Raw genomic sequence first — 22,008 nt, 5'->3', positions numbered from 1 at the left:
CGTTACTAGCATTTTTATCCGTACATTATCTGCCAAAAGAGCTCTTCCTGCGCCGTTTGTACGGATAAGATGGCACTTTATTAGCATTTTTATCCGTACATCACATGTCAAATGACCTTTTTACAACACCATCGTACGGATAAAGTAACACATCAAATATATCTTTATCCGTACGTCAATCTTTTCCCACCATATTTGCTCATGCCTGAAAGGAATGCTTTCCCACTTTAATGGGCCACTTATCAGCATCCCTTGCCATCTATTCCACAGGCTGCTCCCGTTTCCCCAGGGTGAACAACCTCAATTCCCTGCTGGATAAAAAAGCCTTCCCAATCCAGAGTGAGTTTTCCTTCATCAGTCACAAGCGCAGGAATCCCAATATATCCATTCTCCTTGGCCTCATCAAAAATCTCATCCTTATCGCGTAGTTTAAGAAACTCTTTCAGGCCCTTAAGGCTCTTTGTGATGTCGATGTTTTCATATTCTATATTGTTTCTGTCCAGATTGTACTTGCATTCTATGCAATCTGGGCACATCTCACTTCCATATATTTTTAACATTTCAAATCCTCCAATTAAAACTCAACTTCTTTATTTGATGATATACGCATCAACTATCTCGCCAACATACATGGTATGGAAATCTCTGTTTGCCATGGGATATGTTCCGTCAACATCCTGAGGATATGTCTTTTCTCTAATATCTTCAGGAATCTTTGAAAGATCCTGATCCTGCGCATAAAGTACTCTGCACTCTATGGTCAGAGGATACTGCTTAACTCCAGGAGTCTTGATGGTATCAGCATCCACCAGCTCAAGCCCTGCCTCTTTTACCTTGTCAACATTGAAGCCCGACTGCCATCCACAGATCTTATTTATCTGAGGATCCGGATTTTCAAGCGGAACACTGATTGTGAATTCGCCCGCCTTATCAAGCTGTCCCTTGGTAAATCTACCCTGGCGGACATACACATGAAAAGTAGGCTTATTCCACAGTGTTCCAAGATGTCCCCAGCCTATCACCATTGAATTAAACCTGTCATCAGCAAATGTATTTAACAGGACTCCCTTGGGAAGTGCCTTTGTAATAAGGTTGGCATAATCAGTTACATTGATTTTTTCCTTCATTTTCGTAACCTCCATAATTCAAAACAATATCTGACTGCGCTATCAATAACAAAAAACCTCTCTGAAATTGTATGCATTTTACGCAATCTGATTGCATCATGTGTACCGTCAATTTCAAGAGGTCTGTTTTATCATCATTCATTTGTAATACGCAGAGACTTCAAGAAAACTCCTGGTGCCATCTATGTAATCTTTATATGCTGTTTCTGCATCTTTTCCGCGAAACACCTTACAAAGTCCGCACATATCGCAATCAGAAATACATGGATATCTTTCCTTTATATATGCTCTGCGCTCTTCCAAAGTGGAATTTCCTATCTCAGGTGCACTTGCCATAACAACAATCTCCTCAGTGTATCTGCCTGTCCTGACGGTATTTTTCCATATACTCCATGTTTATCTCACGAATTTCTTTTTTACCATCAATGTAATCCTGATATATGTCCCAGGGACTTCCGCCTCCAAGCCAGCACGAAGAACAATTCTCACAACCACCTCCGCAGTCAAGAGAGTTCTTCACTATCTGTTCACGTTCTTCTTTAGTTGTATCTTTGATAAGAATTGACTTCATGCCTCTTCCTCTAATTACACTCTATATACGCACGCACCAAGCAGTCATGAAATGAACAGTAGCGTAATGATAGGTAATGCTTTCCTATAATCTTTATTTGTAAAAAGATATGCTGTTCCAAATAGAAAACCAGCCACTGCAGAAAAAATACCAACAAGCACGCTTCCTTTAGTCAATATGTGGAATAATCCCCATATCAGTCCAAGAACAATTCCTCCATAAGGAATCTTATCGCTCTTAAACCATTTCTCAAACGCCTTCTGACCATAGACAATAACAAGAGAAATAAGGAATCCTTCTGCCAGGTAATAAATATATTGGAATACAAATAAGAGCGGTTCCTTGGAATTCCATTCAATAAGAACTTTAAAACCATTCCAATCCAAATACTTCGCAATGATATTTACAACGAAGCACACCAAGAGTGCTATGTATTGCCATCCCTTTATTTTTTCACGGTGTTCCCAGATATCGAAGTCTGTTGTTTTCTTTCCAATATAGATTACTATAAATCCAGCAATGATCCACAATGCTGTAGTTATTACCCAATGAATTATGTTTTGCGATGAGCTGTAGTTGCTTACATCAATCCCCATCTTCCCTTCAACGAACTGTAACAGCAATTCTATTGAAAAAGCCGCGCATGCATACAGCGCACACCATAAAAAATCAAAACCAGTTACTTTCTTTTTACCCATTAAAAACTTTCCTCCCAAGCATATAAAACATAACCTCTCAATAATACTATTTCAATGTAAAGAAAAAAACTCTCATTGTTCTTTTCCCTCAGCTCTTTACTCTTTCCTTGTACGGATAAGATTACAGGTTGTACGCCATCTTATCCGTATTTCATGTGGGATTAGAGCTGTCTACTGACCGTTTGTACGGATAAGATGACATATTATCAGCATTCTTATCCGTACACTCATAGGAAACACCCTATTGTCTTGCCCTTTTCTTCACAGGCTCTTTCCTCTCACCAGCCTTAATTCCGATGACACCGCGTATCTGCTCTGGTGTAGTAATAATCTAAAATACACTGCCTATATTACAAGAAATAGGATAGTAGCAGAACAAAAGCTACCAGAAGGTTATATCGGTATTTTATTTGTATCCCGATGTTCTTTTCAAAATAAGTCCTAGTCACACTGGCTCTCCAATAGATATTTCCCCAGATATTTTTTCACCTAGCTGATTTGCCCATCTTTCCGGATAAGCGGAAAAGTAAGATATTCTATTGCGCGCTCTCTTCCTTACGAATATTGGCAAAAAACTCCATGTGATTGATGGAATACCTACTAAAAGCAAGTACAATGGGCCAAGAAGTAATGACTGTATTGTATGTCCATATTCATGTATCATCAACATCCTTGAAAAGCGCTCTAAGTCATATTCTTTTCTGTATTGAGGATAGTAAAAGAATGGATCATCAGAAACAAAAAGAAACATCCCCAGTGACAAACTCGATGCCATCTGTCTTTTACAAGCTCAATAATAGAAATCCCATCACAGGACCAGCAAATATTGCAAGATAGATCAATGTGATCCATGGCTGATAGTCCACGTAAAATTCTTTGAACGTCAATCTCCATGGGTGTTTGATAAGAACCCAGCCAACAAGATCTATCACGATGCAGATAACAGCCCAGACAGCACCGGTAATAAGTGCCTCCTGAAGCGTTGGGGCTGCAGTGCTTCTCATATATATCCATCCGAACAGAGAAAACAAGATAATATTGTAAAGCGGATGCCAAGGCTTCGTCTTCTCATAGCCCTCTCCCATGCCCGGGCTCTCTTTCATAGATTTCATGTGAAGAACCTTGATATTAAATATGGTGTGGGCAATCCCCACCCACGTAACAAGAACATAACAAATTAGTAAACAAATCAGTGCTATTTTGACATTACTCATTATTCTTTTCCCCATCTTTCTGCATTGATTTTTAGATGCACATGATCATTTCTTTATCACTGCAATTACACAGGGCATTCTTCCGTCAACAACATGGTATTCTACTTTATCGTATCCCATAGCCGTAAAGAACGACTTGTATGAATCAATATCAAACTGCTTCTTGAAATCTGCTCCCAAAAACTCTATGAATTTCACCGCTAAACCTGCTGACTTCTTTGACATGTTGATGTATGTAGGTATGATTATCTTCCCACCAGGCTTTACTACCCTTTCAATCTCTGCAAGTGCCTTCCCCGGATCCGACAATAAATGGATCACATTGCCGGCAACCACCTTGTCAAAACGATCATCCCTGCACTTGATGTTTGTGATATCTGCTTTCTTAAAACTCACATTATTGAACTTTCGACACTTTCGTGCAGCCTGTTTAAGCATCCCTGGCGCAAAATCAGTCGCTATAAGTTTCCTGCACTTTTCGGCAATGCAGACAGTAATAGCTCCCGTTCCGCACGCACATTCAAGGACCTCATCTGTCGGATCGATAAATTCAGCGACCTTTTTCCCCGTACCAGAATAAACCTTATAATTATATACATTTTCAAACAAGTCATATAATGGTGAAACCTTATCCCAAAACATATGAATTCTCCTATATCTTCACTCAACAATTCTTCTTCATCGCAAACCTGAGCATATCCACGCTGCCAAAGCAGAGGCCGCAGGGAATATGATCAAAAGCTTTATCAGCTGTCTTTTTATATTGTATCCATATTTCCTGCCTTGTGCCACGTCTTCTATTTCAGGAAAACAATCCTCCACCTTAACTAAAGTTAGCGTTAACTAACACAATACTATCACTTTGGCAGGACTTGTTCAATTAAATAGTGCACAAAAAAGCGCCAGCACTGTACTCTTCAGTACATCTGCTGGCTCCTTCATTCATCTGACAGTTTTCTCTGCCAGAGTATCATGAAGCTCTGTACTCCATAAGAGTTGTGTTCTGCCATTTTCCAAATCGATCTTTAGCTATTCTTTCCCTATAGCCAATTTCCCTGAAACCACATTTTTTGTGTAAGGCTATACTTGCTTTATTAATTGAAAATATTGCGGAATAAATACTCCAATATCCACATTGCTCAGCCTCTCGGATAATCGTATCTACCAAAGCTGTTCCTATCCCATGACCTCTATAGTTTCTATCAACATATACACTCATTTCAACGCAGCCTTTATATGCGCACCTACTTGAAGAAGGACTTAGCGCTATCCAGCCTACAACCTTTCCTTCTTCCTCAAAAACAAACCTGCAATTCTTTACGTGGCCTTCATTCCACTCAGTAAAACTAGGACACTCTGTATTAAAAGTTGATGTTCCCTCTTCTAATCCCTGCTTGTAAATCTCTGCTACTGTCCCCCAGTCTTCATCTCTCATTTCTCTAATCACAGCATTTCACCTCCGATTTTTTTATCGCATCATTATAGATATTTAACGCCTCTAAAACCTGACTCTGTTTTTCCTTTGGAATCATAGAAAAAACTCTCTTAAACTTCATATTCATATCTTTTTCTATTGTATTGAATCTTGCCATTCCTTCATCAGTCAGATTAAGCACTACGCACCTGCGATCCCTTTTTGAAGGTTCTCTCAAAACATATCCTTTTTGAACAAGTTCTTCTACAGATCTGCTTACAGCACTTTTATCCATCTTAAGAAGTTCAGCAAGTTCCTTTACGCATATTCCGGGTTTTCTGCCTATCTCAACAACCAGAAAGCATTGAGATGTATTGACGTTACATTGACAGCAATCAGAACTGTTTAGCTTCTCAAGATTACGTTCTAATTCTCTGGTACTTTCTCGAAATAGTTTTACCTTATCCATCGAATGCCCTCCTATGGATTTAAATGATAAAATCATTAGTTGTATTTGTCAACTAATTTATAATATAAAAAAGCCACATAGCCGTTTTAAACAACTACATGGCAATTCCGACATATTCGTTGTTAAAGAAACCATATCAGGAATCCCAACGTCTGTATTAAGACTCATTAACCAGTTTCCCTGTCATATGTTCAGGAATGAGTTCGAGGCACTGTACTCTCGGCAGTGCATTTTTCAGTTCTTTTTGTAAAAACTCTTCATCATCTGTGAACTTCTTTGTTAGATGGGTGCATATCTTTATTGCAGTATCCTCATCCTCTACAAACTTGATTCTGCCAAATACAATTACGCTGTTGATATTTAAAGCCCACTCGCCATCCTTTCGGTAGCCTTCATCCCATGTACAGAAACTGGCTTTGTCGCAGGCCTTGATTGCATCAATCTTGTGACCTTCCTTAGCACCATGAAAATAAATCTTCCCATCCTCTTCACAGTACCACTGGTCAATTGGTAAACCATATGGATAACCGTCCTCACCGATCAGGGATAGTACTCCGCGCTTTGCATTTTTCAATACTTCAATGCACTGTTCATCTGTAATCTGTTGCTTAAATCTTCTCATCTTTCTAAACATAGTAACCTCAATTCTCTGCTAATATCTTTAATCCAGCAATTCCAACTACAATAAGAATAACACATATGGCCTGTGGAACTGACAGTTTTTCATGAAAAAGAAAAATCCCAAGCAGAGTAGTCCCCACGATTCCCATGCCTGCCCACATAGCATACGTCATTGGATAGTGATCTTCTTCCGGCATTAATGCGTAATAATTCCATACAACAATTCAATAAATTCTACAAGTTTCTCAGCTATTTTATCTTGCCTAAAATTATGTACATAATGACCACAATCCAGTTCTATAACTTCTGCATTTGCAAGATCTGAAATATAATCACTTTGAATATCTATCCAATTTTCAACACCTGTTTCATGTCCATCTGATACAAACATAAGCATTGGTATATCAGGCTTAGGATTTCTATCAATTTCTGTTACTGCATCCGAAATTGCCAAACCCTCATTTATGATACAAGTATTTACTGCTTTACTTGCAGCAAGCGCCCTATAAATCTTCTTTTCTTTGTCTGTAAGTTTTTCTGGAAGCTGACTATCAGAATAAAATAACCTAACTATCCCTAGTTCACGAGCAAAAACTGCAAGCCTTTCCTTTTTAATTGTGCTGTCCCAGTCCCAATTATCGTAGGCTCTCGGAAGCGCCATATCAAGACCAACAATAGCCTCCACTTCATCTGGGTAATTTTGAGCCCACATTATTGCTTCAATTCCTGACATAGAATGCGGACATAGAATATACGGGCCTTCTATTCCTGCCTTGGTGAGTGCTTCCCTATCTTGTCTAAGAATAGTTTCAAAGGATCTCTCACTATCGACCACATCACTAAATCCATATCCAAATTTTTCAATAACAACTATTTTATAATCGCTACTCAAAAGAGAATACAAACTTTTAAAATCAAGAACCGGTGCAGCTGTGCCAGACCCTGAAAGGAAAAGAAGTGTATGTTTTCCTTCGCCTTCGGTGTATATATTCATCTTATGATCATCCACCTCGACATATTGCCCAATGGGTTTCTCTATTAGCGCCTCTTCAGATGCAAGCATAATCTTGTTATAGATAAAAATTCCACCAATAAGAAAAAACAACACTATAAATAGTAGTAATAAAATCTTCCCAGTAATTCTAGATATTTTTTTCATTTTTTCTCTCTTCATATATAATTCATCATCTGAACAACCCAAGCTATTTCTTCCTATTGAGCTAACTTCAATGTCACATCAGCATTACTTAATAACTCTGTCAGCTCATCTTCCGTTTTATCGTTCTATCCCATTTTTCCATTTTGAAAATCCATTCTGATAAATGCCTTTCCATTAGGAAGTGGGATCCTTGCCTGGAGTATGTCCTTATATCCTATCTCCTGCATTTTTGTTAAAAGTGAATCCTCGTCCATCTGATGATGTACCTCATCCAGTCCGTCAAACGCATGCAAATAGGGAGAGTCTGATACCCACTGCTTATCATCCACATTGATCTGAATCAAACAAGAAACATATTCAGGATTCACTTTACAAACCACTCTCTGAAATGCATCATACCCAATATACTCTATAAGAAGGTTTGCTATCAGCAACTGCGCTCCGGGAAGCTGATCAGCATCGTTGATCAGATTTATCTTCAAGCATTTCAGTACATCAGACAAATGTGCATATCGTTCCGAAACTATTCGAAGATAATCTTCATTGATATCCACTCCATAAACAGTCCGGTACTTATCCCGGCCTACATGCTCCAAGCCATTTCCACCGGCGACTCCAAGGACCATAGCCGTTGAAACCGGATAATCTTCAAACTGCTCCTTCATTATTGAATTCATGATTTGGAGTTGTTTAACAGAATCAAGGCTCATATGATTCTCATAATCATTCAAACTGATTTCTTCCCACGGATTACTCATAATTCTCCTCGATTATCCTGGAATTCAAAGTTTTATTATCGTCGCAAGTTTCTTTCCACATAGAATTCCAAATATGCAGCAACAACAACTTAGTGCCACATATAATCCGCCATTCATATATTGTTTCTTCTCAAACAAATTAAAAGCTTCAAGGGAAAATGTAGAGAATGTGGTAAAACCTCCGCACACCCCTGTCTTCCAGAAAAGAATGGTATTATCAGATACACTTTCTCGATTACTGGTAATTCCAACAACGAATCCAATTAGTATGGCACCGATGATATTTGTAATCAGAGTTAATATCGGAAAATAAGTCTTAACAGGAAGCAGACTTATTGCATATCGCGCTACTGCACCCAAGGCACCACCAAGTGCTACAAATAGAAAATTCATATCAGCCTCTCTATTGTCATATATAACTGGAACATAATCCAATCAACAAACTTGAATTTATAACTTAAACTCAAATATACATTTTTCAGTTTCGCCTTTTAATATACGCATATCATTATCTTCAGGAAGCTTTGCAATTTCAAGAAGATTTCCCTTTAAATACTCACATGTTTTTCTAGACGCAATATTATCTGGATTGCATGTTATGAGAACACGAGACATTTCATGCTTTTTAGCCAATGAGAATAATAACTCACAAGCTTGGGCTGCGTAGTGATGCCCCCTGTATGGTTCATCTATTTCATAACCAATATGACCACCGAAATAAGAGTTCTCATTGTCGCCAATTCTCAAACAACATTTACCCATTCGATTATCGTGTGCGTCACAAATGAAGAAATGGTAGGCAGGCACCCATTTTTTAACGGCATCAGCCTCTGTAAACTTTTCAAGCTCAAGCTTAATAAAATTATTATTTAAAAAATCTGTATTAAAAAAATCCATTATTCCCTCAAAAAATTACGATTTGTCGTTCTCGTTTAAATTCCGGCATAAATGACGAAGAGCATTTTTGTTTATTTCGCAAATTTGAACTTTTATTATTTTTGCGAATCAGAAAGCCACCTGGCGATATCGACAATCCTTATTCCTTCATGCTGGCTTTCATCATGTTTTGTCCTGGCTATCAGCACCTTCGGATAAGCATCCTTAATCCCTAAAAGCGATGAAACTTCTCGCTTAAAAGTATCCTCTCTGGATATATCATCAGATACCTGAATGTAGACCTTTTCGCCTTCTTTGATTGCGACAAAATCCACTTCTTTTTCATATAATTTTCCCACGTATACTTCGTATCCGCGTCTGAGAAGTTCTATTGCCACTATGTTTTCGTAGAGATGTCCATAATCCGCATTTTTTGTTCCTATCTCAGAAAAGCGGAAAGCCAAATCGGACAGGTAGTACTTCTTATCTGATTCTAAATATCTTTTCCCCTTTATGTCATAACGCTGGATTGGATAAAAAAGGAATGATCGGCAGAAGTAATTTATATATGCGCCTACTGTCTTGTCATTAGTTTTGTAGGTTCCAGATGTTAGTTTGGATGCCACATTTCTTATCGAAGTCTGGTTACCAACGTTATCCATAAGGTAGTTCCCAATCATTATCAAAAGATCTTCGTTTTCTATCTTGAATTTTCTAACGATATCCTTTGTAATAGTGGTCCTATAGATACCATTAACATATTGTCTGGCATCTTCCTCCGTTTTATAAAGATATGAACCAGCCATTCCACCTTTCTTTACATAAGAATCAAAGGCTTCATCTATATCATTTGATGGATAATACATAAGATACTCTTTAAATGAAAATGGATATAAGCTTATCTCATAAACTCTTCCACCAAACAACGTAGCCAAATCACTTGATAAAAGGAATGCATTTGACCCGGTAAGGTAAATATCATAGATTTCTTCTTCATAAATGCTATTGATCACGCTTTCAAAGCCTTCACACAGCTGTATTTCGTCAATAAAAAGATAATTTGATTTATCTTCAACATACTGTTGCTCTATGTAGTCATAAAGCTTGTCCGCATCCAACAATTTCTCGAACTTCTTTAAGTTCAGCTTGATCCGGACGATATTAGCCTTATCATCACCGGATATCAGATCTATGAAGGCATCCATCAATTTAGATTTACCGCTTCTTCTTACCCCGGTTATTACTTTTATGTCCGGAACATCCTTTACCGATAAAAGTTTATTTAGATAATAGTCTCTTTTTATAAGTTTCATCGTAATTTCACCGCCTTTATTTAATTGTATTTCATTTCGCAATTTTAATCAATTTTAAAATTTGCGAAATAAAAAGGCAGACCTGGAATCAGTCTGCCTTTTATCATCTGTTCTTTTTTCCATTTAGCAAGAAGTTCTATAATTGATTATTTCGTGCCACTTGGGTGTCATTTGGGTGCCATTTGGGGACGTTTTTTCGATTAGCGTAAGGTCACTTTTTTATCCCAATCAGTTCTATCATTCTTTCATCTGAGATGAATGTCTTAATGACAAATTCTTTCTCAAGCAGCTCGAGAAATTCCTGATCTGAAGGAAGCCCCCGTGACACGTGACATGCTCCATCTGCGTGGCAGCCATCTATAACCTCTCTGCTGGCTCCATGAGCTATGCATATACTCCCCTTATCTACCAGAGCCGTTGACAGATTGTGCATAAGTGTTTCCGGCGACGAAAAATGAGGAAATGCATTATATATAACGCATACGTCATATTTTTCGTCAAACTCAAACTGCTCCGCATCTCCGTTAATAAAATCAACCTCGGAATGATTTCTGAACTTTTGCCTGGCCTTTTCCAGCATTTGAGCTGAAATGTCTACTCCGGTCACTTTTTTTGCGCCTGCTTCCAGATAATACGGAATCATGAAGCCTGTTCCACAGGCAATATCCAGCACCCTTTTCCCTTCAAGCTGCCCCAGATTCCCGATGATATCACGCGTAACAGATTCATCATTGTTTGCAAAGTCATCCCATTTTTCAGCCAGTCCGTCAAAAAATTCAATTACCTGTTCTTTACTGACAATATCCATATGTTATGCAGCCTTTTTTACTGTACTATTTGTTACTAATCCTGCTTTATACAGAGCAAATACTATTGCAGGTATGAATATAAGCTGAATAATAATTCCAGGAAGGCTTGTCACAAAGTAGCTTGTAGCCCATACCTTTATGGAATACTCACCTCTTGCAAAGATGAGAGCTCGGGACAAACCACCGATAACCCTGCCTGCTAGCATGGCTACAACTAGGCTTATATAAAGATCCGCATAAAGCTTTCCTGTGTTGACAAGTTTTATCATAAGACCAGTACAGATGCCATAAACAGCCAGTTCAACCATCATTGCAGGTAAAATAGCCATTGGCGGCATTCCTGTAAGAATCGATGAAAGAAGTGGTCCGACAAGTCCGCAAACAAGACCATACTGCCATCCGCATACCAATCCGCAGATAAGTACCGGAATATGCATAGGGCTGATCACCGATCCGGCATTCGGAATCATGTGAAATGCCATCGGCAGCACCACACACAATGCAATACACATTGCAGTTGTTACCATATTTTTTACTAAGTTTTGTTGTTTCATTTTTCTTAACCCCCTGGTTTCTTTTTTCAAAACTTCTATTATGATAACAACACCAAAAAGCATCCACAAGCCCCATGGGGGGTTATAAAATCCTCCTTAGTACATTATGCGGACATTTTGCAGACATTTAAGAAATCTCCATCCTCCAAAGGCTCAATTGCCTGATACACATCATAAAAAGTTATATCTTTAAGATCTCTTGTAAGCTCTATTCCATGCTAATAGTTATTGTAACATCGCCATTTGAAAGCAACTCAGTCATGCCAGCCTCATCCTTATCAGATATGTGACCTAACCGTGTATATGACCAGCTATTAGAACCATAGAACACAACCATTTGATTCCCTGAATAAAGAACTATATCCCCTGATGATGTTGTCGTCTGTTTGTCATTTCTTGGAAGACTCTGACCTATAGATCCTACCTGCTCAAAACCTCCATACATTGACATCTGGATTGTAACATCTCCTTCTCTGGCCATATCCCGTAGTGCTGCTACAGCCTGGTTGTCTTCCCAATCCACATTTACTTTTGTATCACCGATTTTCATTATCATAGTGGTTTCTCCAATGTCTGTTTCATCAAAAGAAGCATTATTCTCAGCAGCCTGATTATCAACTTCTTCTGTGCGGTATGTTTCTGAGTCTTCTGATAAAATAGTTTCTTCTGTACTCTCTGCTTCAATGTCTTCAGATTCAGAAATGATTGCACTCGAACCATGATTTTCATCAACTGTTTCCGCATTACCTGAACAGGCACTAACACAAATCATCATGAGCACACTGAGTGCCATCTTAATCAATCTCTTTTTCATAGAAAATTCCCTTTATTTTAAAGCCTTTCCAAAATCATAAGCTTCACTTAATTCCTCGGCTTTACCTGAAGCCTCACCCATATCGCCTATGCCTCCGCAGAATAAGGAGCCTGAAAACTGAGCCTTTTCAAAGCAGTCAACCCATCCCTGAAGTCCACTTTCAGCTTTTTTAGGCACAAACTCTTCATCCTCAGCCGCAACAGAGAGCATATATACATTCCTAAACTTATAGTCTGAAGGGTACAACGGATTGAGCCTGTCCAAAAGAGTTTTCATCTGACCGCTCATCTCGTAATAATAAATCGGAGTTGCAAATACCAACGTGTCTGAGTTCTTTACTTTTTCTGCAATCTCAGCAGCATCATCCTTAATGACACATTTCTGGGTATTCTGACAGGCAAGACAGCCTATGCAAAAACCGATATTTTTCCCTTTCAGGCTTATATGTTCCACATCATGACCTGAAGCTTTTGCTCCCTCTATAAGCTTTTCCGTAAGTATGTCGGAATTACTCTTTGCACGAAGGCTTGTAGAAATCACTAACACTTTGCTCATATTTTCCCATCCTTTATTTCTTTTCTATCGGTTTAACATTCTCCTTAAAGAAGTTCTCCAGCTTGTCAAAAGGAATATAATCCTTATCTCCGCCATCATATAGATCAGTATGTACTGCATCAGGGATTATCATTAGTTCCTTGTTATCTGCATACTTGCTGTCTTTGATCATATCTGCATAAGCATCCTTAGAAAAATAGCAAGAGTGTGCCTTTTCTCCATGAACAAGTAAAACAGCGCTCCTTATCTCATTAGAGTACTTAAGGATTGGCTGATTAACAAAAGACTCACAGCCAATAACATTCCATCCACCGTTGGAATTAAGGCTTCTCTTGTGATAACCTCTGTCAGTCTTGTAGTAATCATAATAGTCTTTTACAAAGAAAGGTGCATCCTCCGGAAGTGGATCTACTACACCGCCGCCAAGCTTATACTCACCTGCCTTAAGGTCTTCAAGTCTCTGAGCGCACATGGCAGCTCTCTTCTGATACCTTGCTTCCTCGCTGTCCTCGGAGTCAAAATATCCCTTAGCATTTACTCTTGTCATGTCATACATTGTCATTGCAGCTGTAGCTTTAATTCTTGTATCAAGAGCTGCTGTATTTACAGCCATGCCGCCCCATCCACAGATACCGATGATTCCAATCCTGTCAGGATCTACTTTTTCATTAAGTGAAAGGAAATCAACTGCCGCCATGAAATCTTCTGTGTTGATATCCGGAGATGCCATGTATCTTACATTTCCACCAGACTCTCCTGTAAAAGAGGGATCAAATGCTATTGTCAGAAATCCTCTCTCTGCCATTGTCTGTGCATAGAGTCCTGAGCACTGCTCTTTTACTGCTCCGAAAGGTCCGCATACAGCAATTGCAGGAAGTTTACCTTCTGCATTCTTTGGCACATACATATCTGCCGCAAGGGTAATTCCATATCTGTTTACAAATGTGACTTTGCTGTGGTCTACCTTATCACTTTTCTTAAAGGTCTTATCCCACTCAGTTACAAGGTTTAGTTCTTCTTTTCTGATCATTTTACATTCCTCCGTTTTAATCATTTCTCTTTTTGAATCTGTCTTATCAAAAAATCCATGTTATCAACTTTCTTCTGACTATCATGAAGTTCGTCCATCAGATGGCACCGGCATTTTCTAAGATCTCGAAGAAGCGTATCTGTATCCCCTTCTTCATACATCTTTTTCATAAAGCTTATTTCTTTCTCATCACAGCCCATGTCAGTAAGGCTTTCAAGAATCTTTTTGGTATCCATCTTTTTTGCTCCTTCTGATTTCATAGTAAATCCTTGACCTGGTTTTCGCTAATGAATAAAATAAATATCATGATATTCGTTTTTGGAATAACATATTAATTGTCAGCTTTAGGGAGGTTTTCATGGAAATAAAAAATCTCAGATACTTCCTTGCAGTCGCAAGGGAGGAAAATATGTCAAAAGCTGCTGAGCAGCTTCATGTATCGCAGCCTACTCTTTCAAAGACATTAAAAGCATTAGAAGAAGAACTTGGAAAAAAGTTATTTGTCAGGCACAGCTTCAGTATTTCACTTACTGATGAGGGAATGCTTCTTCGTGACCGCGCTCAGGATCTTGTGGCCATGTCAGATAAGATCGAACAGGAATTTAACTCCCTGGATGATATAACAGGTGGAGATATATATTTTGGACTGGCAGAAAGCTATCAGATCAGATACCTCGCCAGAGAGATCTATAAGTTAAAAGAAAAATACCCTAATTTCACTTATCATATAACAAGCGGAGATACTGAGCAGGTTACTGAAAAGCTTGATAAGGGCATTTTAGACTTTGCTGTACTATGTGAAACACCTGACAGCAATAAATACGAATATGTAAAATTTCCGGAAGCTGATGTATGGGGAGCGATCATCTCTTCATCTCATTCCCTTGCAAAGAAAAAATCCATCCATGTCTCTGACCTGACAGGACAGCCTCTGTTTGTCTCAGAGCAGAGTTGGAACAATGAAATCAAAACATGGGCCAAAGACAGATATCCTGAACTAAAGCTTGAGGGTTCCTTTAGACTTTCTTATAACGGCTCTGTATTTGCAAGAGAAAACCTTGGAATACTTCTTACATTTAAAAATCTGATAAATACTGAAGGAACTGACATGGTATTCAGACCGCTTTCACCTGAACTAAAATCAGAGCTGTATCTGATATGGAACAAGTATCAGACCTTTACTCCTATTGCGGAAAAATTTCTGGAGCAGATAAAAAAGACTTTCAAGTAATTTTTTGAAAATCCGCTATACTTTATCTGCCACTTTCCTACCAAAAACCTACCGAGAACCTACTTTTTCAAAAAAATGCATCATCCGCAGTAGATCTGTATAGCCCGGTGAGTAAATTCAGCAGTTCCTTCTCCACCCATCTTATCAATATTCTCGGTGAATTCGCCGCCACCGGCATACATCTTACCGAGACTTGAAAGAATCTCCTTAGTGCATTTGTAAAAATGCTCGGTAATAAAGCCCTGCAGTTTCTTTACCTGATCCTGAACTTCTGTAGAAGCAGGATCCTGATCCTTCATAGCTCCGAACTCTTCAAAGATTTTCATAAAATCGGCCATCATACTTTTTTCTTCACTCTTTGACCGCTTACCGTTCTTCTCTTCGAATTCCTTATATTCCGGAGTATTGCCCCACCGTTCTTTTGCGCGCTTAGCGTATTCGTCTAATTTACTTGAATCAAATGCTTTAAAATCCAAATGTCTCACTCCTCTCAGTTTTAAACCACGGCACATACTGATCAGATTTTCGATATGTTCCTTCTTTAATTCAAGAAGTTCTATCTGCTGATCAAGTGCCAATCTCTTGTCAAAATCAGATCTGGTTACGATATCCTTGATATCCTTAAGCGGAAACTCAAGCTCACGAAACAGTAAAATCTGCTGAAGTCTCTCCAGCGCCGCATCGTCATACAGCCTGTATCCGGACTCGGTATACTCCGCCGGCTTTAAGAGTCCTATCTTATCATAATACTGCAGCGTGCGTATACTCACTCCAGTCAGCTTGCTCACTTCATTTACTGTCTTCATGGCTATCATCTCCTTCACGTGTGATTACATCATAAACTATCACGTTACGTCATAGTCAAGCAAAAATAAATAATTTTGCAAAAAAAAGATCGGCCTCAAATCCATTTCTGAATTCCTTGCCGATCCTCTGCTTTTCCTTGCTTAGTGCAATCCCTCATCCTCCAGATCCCAGGGATCTATATCAAGCTCAGCCTTGATACGAGTCTGCTTGCCGTCTTTATTCTGGAATGGGAATTCAATTATCTTCTTTTCCTTCTCAGCAACTATTCCCAGCTGCTCATTCAGATCCAACTGTGCCAGCTGCTCTTCTGTATAATCATCCAGGAAAAGACAATCCGTATCCCAGAAACATATATCAAGATATGCACGAAGATCCTCATAGCAGTTAACCAGATACTCAGCAGTTTCCTCCAGTTCTTCGCCTTCAAAATCTCCCTTGTAGGATTCAAGGGCTGCTTTTTTAACTACTGAACGGTCTGGCTCAGGAATTCTTTCTACTGTGGTGAGTTCTTCGTCATCATCGAAATCATCTCCGAAGAAATCATCCTCGTCATCGTCAAAATCCTCATCGAAGCCATCTATCATATCATTCTCAAGATCATCGAAAAGGCCATCATCGATATCCTGATTGATCATATCTACTTCGCCAATCTTGCTCTCGATAATGCTGTAGAGAACATATTCCGTTGTAAGATCCGGCACATACTCTTTCTTTGCCCTGAGAAGCTTGTAAAGTCCAAAGAACTTCTTATTTGCCTTTTCCAGAGGATAGTTCTCCGGCAGATAAGACATAGAAACAGCTGCTGCAAATTCATCATCAAGCATAAGCTCTTTTAAATCCACAAGCTCATCAAAACTCTTCGTAGACGCACTCTGATCAAGTTCTCCCCTCTGAGCCATTCCCCAGACAACTTCATCGAGAATAATATCCTCCATAATCTCCAGAAGCCTGTAATTTACAAATTCAGTAATTATCTTATCCGCTTTTTCATCCCCAATAGGATTAGGTAATTGAAGCATTCTACATTTCCTCCTTTGGCCACTCCGAGCCAACATCTAATCTATTCTCTGGTCCACACCCAGAGGGTCCTCCCTACAATAGCGCCGCTGGTCTTTTCTCATATAAAAAAAGGTCAGCGGCTTCATATATGTCATTTACTGAACATATCCATTATACCCCCAACAGTGCTATTCATCCCACAAAAAATGGACTGGAACACTCTCCAGCCCACCTGTAAATCTCTCCTGTAATTACATATTCAGTATCTCCCACAGCTCCGAAGTCAGGTACTTCTTAATAAGCCCTTCCCTTTGGGCTATCTAAAGCAATGATACAACGCTCTAAAATACGCTTCATAATCCTGATTGTCTGAAAGGCCATCTACCATGAGTGTGAACAACACTGAAAACAAGTTATTATCTTACCATTTTTTTAGGAACAAACTCTATTTTTAAAGTACTGTCCATAGCTTCAGCAAGGCGTTTAAGAAGCGCAATGCTAGGATTTCTTGTCCCCTTCTCCAATCTGCTTATGTCCGCTTGACTTATACCGCTCTTCTCTGACAATTCCAACTGAGTCATACCCGCATGGATTCTTGCATCAAGTATCGCTCTTGTAATATCCATTTCTGGTTGAAGTGCCTCATATTCACTTTTAAACTCAGGATCCTGCATAAGTTCATTGGTCAATTCCTGAAGATCACTCATACGTTCCCGCCTCCTTCCTACTATGGTAGTCGATTCTTCTCTGCTTAGCTAAATCAATTTCACCTCTAGGTGTTTTCTGTTGTTTTTTAACAAAACCATTAGTGGCAATTATGATTTGCCCCTTATCAAAGAAATACAATATCCTGACTATGTTATTTCCTTCACCACTACGTAATTCAAATATTCCATCTTCCAGCTCTTTTGAAAGAGGTTCTCTAGCAAGATTGCCATACTCCTCAAGCAAGTGAAGATTAGCCACAACCTTGGCCTTCATCTTTACATCCAAAGTCCTAATAAATAATCCAACAGGCTTACTGCCGTCTATGTCTCTATAAAAATTTATTTGAAAATTTGGCACATTGCCTCCCTCTCTTTATGCTATATATAACATATTTTATTCTTTTCGTCAAGAACGTTAGCATAGTACATGTGGAACCGCAAAGCCACAAAATAACTAATTTTCCGCTGCGTTCACCATGTAAGAATCGTGCCCCATTATCCCCGCCATCCTCTATATTCTTTTAATGTACCTTTTACCATCATCAACATCTTTTCTGCCAATTTGCCGTTACTCATCATTCTTCATAAGATACTTGTTGTTTATTACCTTCATCGACAACGGTCCGCTAAGTGTATATGAATGAACCGGCTCTATGGGACGAATTACTATTCCTTCTCTGGTAGTTCCGTTATAACCAATTCCTTCAGCCCTGGCTAAAAGAGCTGCTTCATCTGGATACTTTGCAAGAAGGTCATCACCTTCCTCTTCCACCGGGACCATCTGGCAGTGAACGAATTCACAGATTTCCCTTAGCGTTGTAAGATCAGTTCTCTTATCATCCGTTTTAGCTGTAAATACAAACCACTCCGGTCTCTTTAGCTTAAGCCTGTTCTTCTGAATTCCTTCACCGCACCATTCTCCCTGAAGTACAAGGGTGCTTAGTCCATGCTCATCTGCATATTCTTTCATCTTTTCAGGTATACCTACCGCCTTTACGTGCTCAACAAATGCAGACTTTCCATCATCCTTATAAGTGAAGTTATGCCCGGTAAAAGAAATCTCCCCATCCCTTACACCTATTGAATGGCTTGATCCATCCATCTTTGTAGTTATGTAATAGGGTAGTCCCCTGAACTCATTTAGGAGCTCTGGTGCAGACTGTATTCTGGTCTCATCAGTCTTAGGGATATATCCCGGACGATCTCCAATCATAGTTCCTCCGGATCCTGCACGCTCAGGCATTTCCCATTCACGCACACCAAGGATTTCCGTAACGTCCATTCCTTCCTCCAGTGTCATGCCCTGAAGCTTTGGCAGCTTATCTATCCCCAGACATAAACCCTGAGATATCTCACCTCTGAACTTCATGGTCTTAAGTCTGAATCCTTCACCCATGAACTCATTGCTTCTGTAGGAACTCTTTCTTAAAAACTCGAACTCATCACATACAGGCAGAAAGGAGTCTATCTCGAAATAGACCACCATATCTCCTACACGGAATTCATCTTTTCCACCGACACACTTCCATCCAAGTACCTGGACAAGTTCCAGTCTATCCGCATCCGGTATAGGCATGACTGCCTTGATTTTCTGTATTGATGCTAGTTTTCTCATCTTTTCTTACCTTCCTTTGTTATTTTGTATATCCGACTGTTACGGCGAGGCCCGATAGGTGGACCCCACCTGGTTTTCACACCACCTCCGGATTAATGTGACGGCGCACAATCCACATGAATAAATGATATTCCCCTGAACGCTGATTGTCAGTCGACTCGTGGTTGATAAGATGTGATAGTCGCGGTTGTGCATGTCAAATTAGAAATCATCATCTGTTTCATTGAAAGCTTTTTACAAAATATCAACTTTCCACTTTTGCCTCTACAAACTTCCTCGTCAGAGTATCCACGATGTAGAGTTTCTGATTACCGTATGGATCCCCATTTGAATACGTCGAGAAAAGGTCTAATGTCAGCACTCCACAAGCATCAAGTGGTTCCTCTACAGGTGTATGGCCCACTACCTGATAAAAGAGATCATCCCTGAACATCCTGTAAAAGTCCGCCTGAGGTCTTGCCCATATAGGCGAACTATCTCTCCATAGTTCCTGTTTTCCCATCCGATTGATCTTTGCAAGGATATCTTCAATTTCTTTCACATGATATCCACAGGAATGAAGCACGAAAGTCTCAGTAACTCCGGCATGACTGAACAGTACATTATCAATTCTATGAACAAACTTATATCTGTCCTCAAGAATCCGCTCAAGCTTAGTTATCCCTTCAATGACTGTTATCCTAGCCTGTACTGAATATCCTGATTCCATGGCATCCCAGAGATAAGAAACATCATGATTCCCGTAGCACCAAAGAGACTCACCATGCTCTTTTCCAAACTCTGCAGCTCTTTTCAAAGTCTCTTCATAAGCATCAATATCATTGCCCTTCCCCCAGTCATCTACCAGGTCTCCAAGAACGACAATATCTTCGTAACTACTCTTATCTACCTTATCTGCCTCATCAAATATCCAGGGTTTTAAATGCACATCTGGAATTACCAAAACTCTGCTCATGTACAAACCTCGATCAATCTAAACGGCTCAACGCCTCAATAATCTCACTGTCTTTACTACGTCTTACTACGACACTTGGAATCGGACCAAGATTGCAGGAGTCAAAGTCCTGTGGGCTACCATTACCCCATGTCGTAAGATGCAGTCTTAAGCGACTGCGATTATGTCATCAATAGGTACTTCAAGATAAACTGAAAGAGCCACGATTCTGTCTATACTTGGAAGAACCTCTCCCCTTAAGTATCTGTACACAAGTGATGTACTTGCTCCAAGGTATTCTGAAACCTCTGATACTGTATGACCGCTCTCTCTAATCAGCTCCCTGATCCTTATTCCTGTTCCTTCGATATCTATTACTGGATAATCCATTTCTTTTTCTCTCCTTTTTGCATTAAAAAATCCACCTAACGCAAGTTAAGTGGACCTAGAACTACTCTATTCTCAATGCTCAGGATTTCTTCGGATTATCTTTTCCCAGATCCTAGATCATCAACCACCAACTTGCAATTTGCATAACTAACAAAGCACTTCTGATTCTTGCAGAACTGCATAAACTGTTTGTTATTAAATTGCTTGTTGATAGTTACGTAGTACATTCTTAATTCTTCTCCTTAAACTTCGCTGCTGTTTCGCAGCTCTTTTGCGTTTCTGTAATTGTATTATTATCCAGAAGCCTTGATCTGTATAGTGTCATCAGATGACACTGAGCGTTTGCGGAAGGATTCGAACCTTCGGCACAGTTTAGCCGTGCTTCGCTTTAGCAGAGCGATACCATAAGCCATCTCGGTCACGCAAACATAGTGGGCAGGGTGAGACTCGAACTCACGGTGTTTCTGTTGTCAGGGTTTTACAGACCCCTGCCTTCGCCACTAGGCATACCTACCCGTAATAGCTCCTGCGGGGTTTGAACCCGACATCTCCAGCTTGAGAGGCTGGCGTCCTAGCCGACTAGACTAAGGAGCCTCAGTGATTCCAACGGGACTTGAACCCGGTATCTCTGGCTTGAAAGGCCAGTGTCCTAACCCTTTAGACTATGGAACCATGCGCAGGCGCTTTCACGCCCGCTAATCTATATTCAGTTCATGCGCTTAGTGAATAAAGCCATTCCCCTTCAACTACGATAATGTCATCCATAGCAACACCTAAAACAGCTGCTAATACGACTAAATTGTCAAGTGTTGGCATGGCAGTTCCGTGCTGCCACTTGTAAATCGCCTGTGGAGTAGCAAAACCGAACACATCCTGTAAATCCCTAACAGACATACCGGCTGCCACTCTTAAATCTGTAATTCTCTGTCCCGTAGCGACCATATCGATCGCTGGAATATTCTGTGTCATTTTTGACTCCTTTCTGGCCTCTGGCCAAGTACACGAGGTGGGATTCGAACCCACATGCCTTTCAGCGTCTGATCCTAAGTCAGGTGCGTCTACCAACTTCGCCACTCGTGCAAGTTTTGGGACTGCTGCGTCCTCGCTTCGCGTCGCTCCCGATGCTGTACCAATTGAGCCAACTCTGCATTTTAGGCAAAATAAAAAGCTGCCTGCCTCATCTAAGAGGTAAGCAGCTGCTAAACATGTTCATCTATAAGCTAGGATCCTGTCTATCACGATCCTGCCAAAACAACATTTTCTCGCATTTGCCTATCCTTAAATGAGCGCATGAAATTAAACATCCACTCTGATTTACTCTGGAGTGATGATTCATAACTTTC

The 22,008-nt window shown here is 39.8% G+C and carries 32 protein-coding genes and 5 tRNA genes; 1 reads left to right on the top strand and 36 read right to left on the bottom strand.

The annotated features are described in order from the left end of the window. Positions 1–242: 242 nt before the first annotated feature. The 22 genes from C4S54_RS03070 to C4S54_RS02960 all read right to left on the bottom strand — a co-directional run bounded on the left by C4S54_RS03070 (position 243) and on the right by C4S54_RS02960 (position 14,242). Complete coding sequence (locus tag C4S54_RS03070; RefSeq protein WP_103868216.1) at positions 243–560, bottom strand: glutaredoxin domain-containing protein; 318 nt, start codon at positions 558–560, stop codon at positions 243–245. Between the two features lie 30 nt (positions 561–590). After that, a complete protein-coding gene (locus C4S54_RS03065) occupies positions 591–1,127 on the bottom strand; it encodes a flavin reductase (protein ID WP_103868215.1) in 537 nt (178 codons plus the stop codon). Positions 1,128–1,265: 138 nt separating this feature from the next. Continuing rightward, positions 1,266–1,463, bottom strand: a complete 198-nt coding sequence (locus tag C4S54_RS03060) for a hypothetical protein (RefSeq protein ID WP_103868214.1) — start codon at positions 1,461–1,463, stop codon at positions 1,266–1,268. Between the two features lie 13 nt (positions 1,464–1,476). Beyond that, positions 1,477–1,698 carry a hypothetical protein gene (locus tag C4S54_RS03055; protein WP_026661844.1) on the bottom strand — a complete coding sequence of 74 codons (222 nt, stop codon included), beginning with the start codon at positions 1,696–1,698 and terminating at the stop codon, positions 1,477–1,479. Between the two features lie 44 nt (positions 1,699–1,742). Further along, positions 1,743–2,396, bottom strand: a complete 654-nt coding sequence (locus tag C4S54_RS03050; RefSeq protein ID WP_103868213.1) for a hypothetical protein — start codon at positions 2,394–2,396, stop codon at positions 1,743–1,745. Positions 2,397–3,178: 782 nt separating this feature from the next. Beyond that, complete coding sequence (locus tag C4S54_RS03045) at positions 3,179–3,610, bottom strand: hypothetical protein (RefSeq protein ID WP_103868212.1); 432 nt, start codon at positions 3,608–3,610, stop codon at positions 3,179–3,181. Between the two features lie 45 nt (positions 3,611–3,655). Then, positions 3,656–4,252, bottom strand: coding sequence for a class I SAM-dependent methyltransferase (locus tag C4S54_RS03040; RefSeq protein ID WP_103868211.1), 597 nt, complete (start codon positions 4,250–4,252; stop codon positions 3,656–3,658). A 328-nt stretch (positions 4,253–4,580) separates the two neighbouring features. Beyond that, positions 4,581–5,057: a GNAT family N-acetyltransferase gene (locus tag C4S54_RS03035; protein WP_242973728.1), complete on the bottom strand. Its 477-nt coding sequence runs from the start codon at positions 5,055–5,057 to the stop codon at positions 4,581–4,583. Further along, positions 5,050–5,493 carry a MarR family winged helix-turn-helix transcriptional regulator gene (locus C4S54_RS03030; RefSeq protein WP_160110658.1) on the bottom strand — a complete coding sequence of 148 codons (444 nt, stop codon included), beginning with the start codon at positions 5,491–5,493 and terminating at the stop codon, positions 5,050–5,052. Before C4S54_RS03030 ends, C4S54_RS03035 begins: the two co-directional genes overlap by 8 nt. Before the next feature lie 157 nt (positions 5,494–5,650). After that, positions 5,651–6,127, bottom strand: a complete 477-nt coding sequence (locus C4S54_RS03025) for a pyridoxamine 5'-phosphate oxidase family protein (protein ID WP_103868209.1) — start codon at positions 6,125–6,127, stop codon at positions 5,651–5,653. A gap of 7 nt (positions 6,128–6,134) precedes the next feature. Further along, positions 6,135–6,287, bottom strand: a complete 153-nt coding sequence (locus C4S54_RS03020) for a DMT family transporter (RefSeq protein ID WP_242973727.1) — start codon at positions 6,285–6,287, stop codon at positions 6,135–6,137. A gap of 23 nt (positions 6,288–6,310) precedes the next feature. Beyond that, positions 6,311–7,315 (bottom strand): alpha/beta fold hydrolase, encoded by a 1,005-nt coding sequence (locus C4S54_RS03015; protein ID WP_242973726.1) that lies wholly within the window; start codon positions 7,313–7,315, stop codon positions 6,311–6,313. 83 nt (positions 7,316–7,398) lie between these two features. Next, on the bottom strand, positions 7,399–8,031 hold the full coding sequence (locus C4S54_RS03010; RefSeq protein ID WP_103868206.1) for a class I SAM-dependent methyltransferase: 633 nt from the start codon (positions 8,029–8,031) through the stop codon (positions 7,399–7,401). A 24-nt stretch (positions 8,032–8,055) separates the two neighbouring features. Continuing rightward, positions 8,056–8,424, bottom strand: coding sequence for a fluoride efflux transporter CrcB (gene crcB, locus C4S54_RS03005; protein WP_103868205.1), 369 nt, complete (start codon positions 8,422–8,424; stop codon positions 8,056–8,058). A 57-nt stretch (positions 8,425–8,481) separates the two neighbouring features. Further along, positions 8,482–8,928 (bottom strand): GNAT family N-acetyltransferase, encoded by a 447-nt coding sequence (locus C4S54_RS03000; RefSeq protein ID WP_103868204.1) that lies wholly within the window; start codon positions 8,926–8,928, stop codon positions 8,482–8,484. Positions 8,929–9,023: 95 nt separating this feature from the next. Continuing rightward, positions 9,024–10,220, bottom strand: coding sequence for an ATP-binding protein (locus tag C4S54_RS02995; RefSeq protein WP_103868203.1), 1,197 nt, complete (start codon positions 10,218–10,220; stop codon positions 9,024–9,026). Positions 10,221–10,431: 211 nt separating this feature from the next. Continuing rightward, on the bottom strand, positions 10,432–11,028 hold the full coding sequence (locus C4S54_RS02990; RefSeq protein WP_103868202.1) for a class I SAM-dependent methyltransferase: 597 nt from the start codon (positions 11,026–11,028) through the stop codon (positions 10,432–10,434). 3 nt (positions 11,029–11,031) lie between these two features. Continuing rightward, a complete protein-coding gene (locus C4S54_RS02985; RefSeq protein WP_103868414.1) occupies positions 11,032–11,583 on the bottom strand; it encodes an ECF transporter S component in 552 nt (183 codons plus the stop codon). Positions 11,584–11,791: 208 nt separating this feature from the next. Beyond that, on the bottom strand, positions 11,792–12,397 hold the full coding sequence (locus tag C4S54_RS16200) for a cyclophilin-like fold protein (protein WP_160110657.1): 606 nt from the start codon (positions 12,395–12,397) through the stop codon (positions 11,792–11,794). A gap of 12 nt (positions 12,398–12,409) precedes the next feature. After that, the gene (locus C4S54_RS02970; RefSeq protein WP_103868201.1) at positions 12,410–12,952 is read right to left on the bottom strand and encodes a flavodoxin family protein; all 543 of its coding nucleotides are present in this window, start codon (positions 12,950–12,952) and stop codon (positions 12,410–12,412) included. 13 nt (positions 12,953–12,965) lie between these two features. Next, on the bottom strand, positions 12,966–13,982 hold the full coding sequence (locus C4S54_RS02965; RefSeq protein ID WP_103868200.1) for an alpha/beta hydrolase: 1,017 nt from the start codon (positions 13,980–13,982) through the stop codon (positions 12,966–12,968). Positions 13,983–14,002: 20 nt separating this feature from the next. Then, positions 14,003–14,242 carry a hypothetical protein gene (locus C4S54_RS02960; RefSeq protein ID WP_242973725.1) on the bottom strand — a complete coding sequence of 80 codons (240 nt, stop codon included), beginning with the start codon at positions 14,240–14,242 and terminating at the stop codon, positions 14,003–14,005. Positions 14,243–14,340: 98 nt separating this feature from the next. Here C4S54_RS02960 and C4S54_RS02955 point away from each other — a divergent pair, with 98 nt between their 5' ends. Beyond that, positions 14,341–15,213 carry a LysR family transcriptional regulator gene (locus tag C4S54_RS02955; RefSeq protein WP_103868199.1) on the top strand — a complete coding sequence of 291 codons (873 nt, stop codon included), beginning with the start codon at positions 14,341–14,343 and terminating at the stop codon, positions 15,211–15,213. A gap of 80 nt (positions 15,214–15,293) precedes the next feature. Here the strand turns inward: C4S54_RS02955 and C4S54_RS02950 are convergent, their stop codons facing one another. The 14 genes from C4S54_RS02950 to C4S54_RS02890 form a co-directional block, all read right to left on the bottom strand. Continuing rightward, on the bottom strand, positions 15,294–16,019 hold the full coding sequence (locus tag C4S54_RS02950; RefSeq protein ID WP_103868198.1) for a MerR family transcriptional regulator: 726 nt from the start codon (positions 16,017–16,019) through the stop codon (positions 15,294–15,296). A 141-nt stretch (positions 16,020–16,160) separates the two neighbouring features. After that, positions 16,161–17,039 (bottom strand): hypothetical protein, encoded by an 879-nt coding sequence (locus C4S54_RS02945; RefSeq protein ID WP_103868197.1) that lies wholly within the window; start codon positions 17,037–17,039, stop codon positions 16,161–16,163. Positions 17,040–17,435: 396 nt separating this feature from the next. Continuing rightward, complete coding sequence (locus tag C4S54_RS02940; RefSeq protein WP_026658859.1) at positions 17,436–17,726, bottom strand: helix-turn-helix domain-containing protein; 291 nt, start codon at positions 17,724–17,726, stop codon at positions 17,436–17,438. Further along, positions 17,719–18,084: a type II toxin-antitoxin system RelE/ParE family toxin gene (locus tag C4S54_RS02935; protein WP_103868196.1), complete on the bottom strand. Its 366-nt coding sequence runs from the start codon at positions 18,082–18,084 to the stop codon at positions 17,719–17,721. The genes C4S54_RS02940 and C4S54_RS02935 overlap by 8 nt, the downstream gene beginning before the upstream one ends. Before the next feature lie 210 nt (positions 18,085–18,294). After that, positions 18,295–19,341: an RNA ligase (ATP) gene (locus C4S54_RS02930; RefSeq protein ID WP_103868195.1), complete on the bottom strand. Its 1,047-nt coding sequence runs from the start codon at positions 19,339–19,341 to the stop codon at positions 18,295–18,297. Positions 19,342–19,585: 244 nt separating this feature from the next. After that, the gene (locus C4S54_RS02925) at positions 19,586–20,296 is read right to left on the bottom strand and encodes a metallophosphoesterase (protein WP_103868194.1); all 711 of its coding nucleotides are present in this window, start codon (positions 20,294–20,296) and stop codon (positions 19,586–19,588) included. A 147-nt stretch (positions 20,297–20,443) separates the two neighbouring features. Next, positions 20,444–20,665, bottom strand: a complete 222-nt coding sequence (locus tag C4S54_RS02920; RefSeq protein WP_024865527.1) for a helix-turn-helix domain-containing protein — start codon at positions 20,663–20,665, stop codon at positions 20,444–20,446. 95 nt (positions 20,666–20,760) lie between these two features. Further along, positions 20,761–20,892 carry a hypothetical protein gene (locus tag C4S54_RS16290; RefSeq protein WP_278308897.1) on the bottom strand — a complete coding sequence of 44 codons (132 nt, stop codon included), beginning with the start codon at positions 20,890–20,892 and terminating at the stop codon, positions 20,761–20,763. Positions 20,893–21,004: 112 nt separating this feature from the next. Then, positions 21,005–21,093: transfer RNA gene (locus C4S54_RS02915), tRNA-Ser, on the bottom strand. Between the two features lie 4 nt (positions 21,094–21,097). Then, a tRNA-Tyr gene (locus C4S54_RS02910) sits at positions 21,098–21,181 on the bottom strand. 4 nt (positions 21,182–21,185) lie between these two features. After that, positions 21,186–21,259: transfer RNA gene (locus C4S54_RS02905), tRNA-Glu, on the bottom strand. 4 nt (positions 21,260–21,263) lie between these two features. Next, a tRNA-Glu gene (locus C4S54_RS02900) sits at positions 21,264–21,337 on the bottom strand. A 39-nt stretch (positions 21,338–21,376) separates the two neighbouring features. After that, on the bottom strand, positions 21,377–21,634 hold the full coding sequence (locus C4S54_RS02895; protein WP_022778260.1) for a helix-turn-helix domain-containing protein: 258 nt from the start codon (positions 21,632–21,634) through the stop codon (positions 21,377–21,379). Positions 21,635–21,663: 29 nt separating this feature from the next. Beyond that, a tRNA-Leu gene (locus C4S54_RS02890) sits at positions 21,664–21,745 on the bottom strand. Between the last annotated feature and the right edge of the window lie 263 nt (positions 21,746–22,008).

The organism is Butyrivibrio sp. Su6, from assembly GCF_900108105.1.
Classification (GTDB): Bacteria; Bacillota; Clostridia; order Lachnospirales; family Lachnospiraceae; genus Butyrivibrio.
The sequence above is the reverse complement of the archived record's forward strand: the minus strand, read 5'-3'. Positions and strand labels throughout refer to the sequence as shown.

What these genes read in the sequence shown, in the direction of transcription:
- C4S54_RS03070 (WP_103868216.1), bottom strand. Translation starts at nt 560, where the DNA reads ATGTTAAAAATATATGGAAGTGAGATGTGCCCAGATTGCATAGAATGC.
- C4S54_RS03065 (WP_103868215.1), bottom strand. Translation starts at nt 1,127, where the DNA reads ATGAAGGAAAAAATCAATGTAACTGATTATGCCAACCTTATTACAAAG.
- C4S54_RS03060 (WP_103868214.1), bottom strand. Translation starts at nt 1,463, where the DNA reads ATGGCAAGTGCACCTGAGATAGGAAATTCCACTTTGGAAGAGCGCAGA.
- C4S54_RS03055 (WP_026661844.1), bottom strand. Translation starts at nt 1,698, where the DNA reads ATGAAGTCAATTCTTATCAAAGATACAACTAAAGAAGAACGTGAACAG.
- C4S54_RS03050 (WP_103868213.1), bottom strand. Translation starts at nt 2,396, where the DNA reads ATGGGTAAAAAGAAAGTAACTGGTTTTGATTTTTTATGGTGTGCGCTG.
- C4S54_RS03045 (WP_103868212.1), bottom strand. Translation starts at nt 3,610, where the DNA reads ATGAGTAATGTCAAAATAGCACTGATTTGTTTACTAATTTGTTATGTT.
- C4S54_RS03040 (WP_103868211.1), bottom strand. Translation starts at nt 4,252, where the DNA reads ATGTTTTGGGATAAGGTTTCACCATTATATGACTTGTTTGAAAATGTA.
- C4S54_RS03030 (WP_160110658.1), bottom strand. Translation starts at nt 5,493, where the DNA reads ATGGATAAGGTAAAACTATTTCGAGAAAGTACCAGAGAATTAGAACGT.
- C4S54_RS03025 (WP_103868209.1), bottom strand. Translation starts at nt 6,127, where the DNA reads ATGTTTAGAAAGATGAGAAGATTTAAGCAACAGATTACAGATGAACAG.
- C4S54_RS03020 (WP_242973727.1), bottom strand. Translation starts at nt 6,287, where the DNA reads ATGACGTATGCTATGTGGGCAGGCATGGGAATCGTGGGGACTACTCTG.
- C4S54_RS03010 (WP_103868206.1), bottom strand. Translation starts at nt 8,031, where the DNA reads ATGAGTAATCCGTGGGAAGAAATCAGTTTGAATGATTATGAGAATCAT.
- crcB (WP_103868205.1), bottom strand. Translation starts at nt 8,424, where the DNA reads ATGAATTTTCTATTTGTAGCACTTGGTGGTGCCTTGGGTGCAGTAGCG.
- C4S54_RS03000 (WP_103868204.1), bottom strand. Translation starts at nt 8,928, where the DNA reads ATGGATTTTTTTAATACAGATTTTTTAAATAATAATTTTATTAAGCTT.
- C4S54_RS02995 (WP_103868203.1), bottom strand. Translation starts at nt 10,220, where the DNA reads ATGAAACTTATAAAAAGAGACTATTATCTAAATAAACTTTTATCGGTA.
- C4S54_RS02990 (WP_103868202.1), bottom strand. Translation starts at nt 11,028, where the DNA reads ATGGATATTGTCAGTAAAGAACAGGTAATTGAATTTTTTGACGGACTG.
- C4S54_RS02985 (WP_103868414.1), bottom strand. Translation starts at nt 11,583, where the DNA reads ATGAAACAACAAAACTTAGTAAAAAATATGGTAACAACTGCAATGTGT.
- C4S54_RS16200 (WP_160110657.1), bottom strand. Translation starts at nt 12,397, where the DNA reads ATGAAAAAGAGATTGATTAAGATGGCACTCAGTGTGCTCATGATGATT.
- C4S54_RS02970 (WP_103868201.1), bottom strand. Translation starts at nt 12,952, where the DNA reads ATGAGCAAAGTGTTAGTGATTTCTACAAGCCTTCGTGCAAAGAGTAAT.
- C4S54_RS02965 (WP_103868200.1), bottom strand. Translation starts at nt 13,982, where the DNA reads ATGATCAGAAAAGAAGAACTAAACCTTGTAACTGAGTGGGATAAGACC.
- C4S54_RS02960 (WP_242973725.1), bottom strand. Translation starts at nt 14,242, where the DNA reads ATGAAATCAGAAGGAGCAAAAAAGATGGATACCAAAAAGATTCTTGAA.
- C4S54_RS02955 (WP_103868199.1), top strand. Translation starts at nt 14,341, where the DNA reads ATGGAAATAAAAAATCTCAGATACTTCCTTGCAGTCGCAAGGGAGGAA.
- C4S54_RS02950 (WP_103868198.1), bottom strand. Translation starts at nt 16,019, where the DNA reads ATGAAGACAGTAAATGAAGTGAGCAAGCTGACTGGAGTGAGTATACGC.
- C4S54_RS02945 (WP_103868197.1), bottom strand. Translation starts at nt 17,039, where the DNA reads ATGCTTCAATTACCTAATCCTATTGGGGATGAAAAAGCGGATAAGATA.
- C4S54_RS02940 (WP_026658859.1), bottom strand. Translation starts at nt 17,726, where the DNA reads ATGAGTGATCTTCAGGAATTGACCAATGAACTTATGCAGGATCCTGAG.
- C4S54_RS02930 (WP_103868195.1), bottom strand. Translation starts at nt 19,341, where the DNA reads ATGAGAAAACTAGCATCAATACAGAAAATCAAGGCAGTCATGCCTATA.
- C4S54_RS02925 (WP_103868194.1), bottom strand. Translation starts at nt 20,296, where the DNA reads ATGAGCAGAGTTTTGGTAATTCCAGATGTGCATTTAAAACCCTGGATA.
- C4S54_RS02920 (WP_024865527.1), bottom strand. Translation starts at nt 20,665, where the DNA reads ATGGATTATCCAGTAATAGATATCGAAGGAACAGGAATAAGGATCAGG.
- C4S54_RS16290 (WP_278308897.1), bottom strand. Translation starts at nt 20,892, where the DNA reads ATGTACTACGTAACTATCAACAAGCAATTTAATAACAAACAGTTTATG.
- C4S54_RS02895 (WP_022778260.1), bottom strand. Translation starts at nt 21,634, where the DNA reads ATGACACAGAATATTCCAGCGATCGATATGGTCGCTACGGGACAGAGA.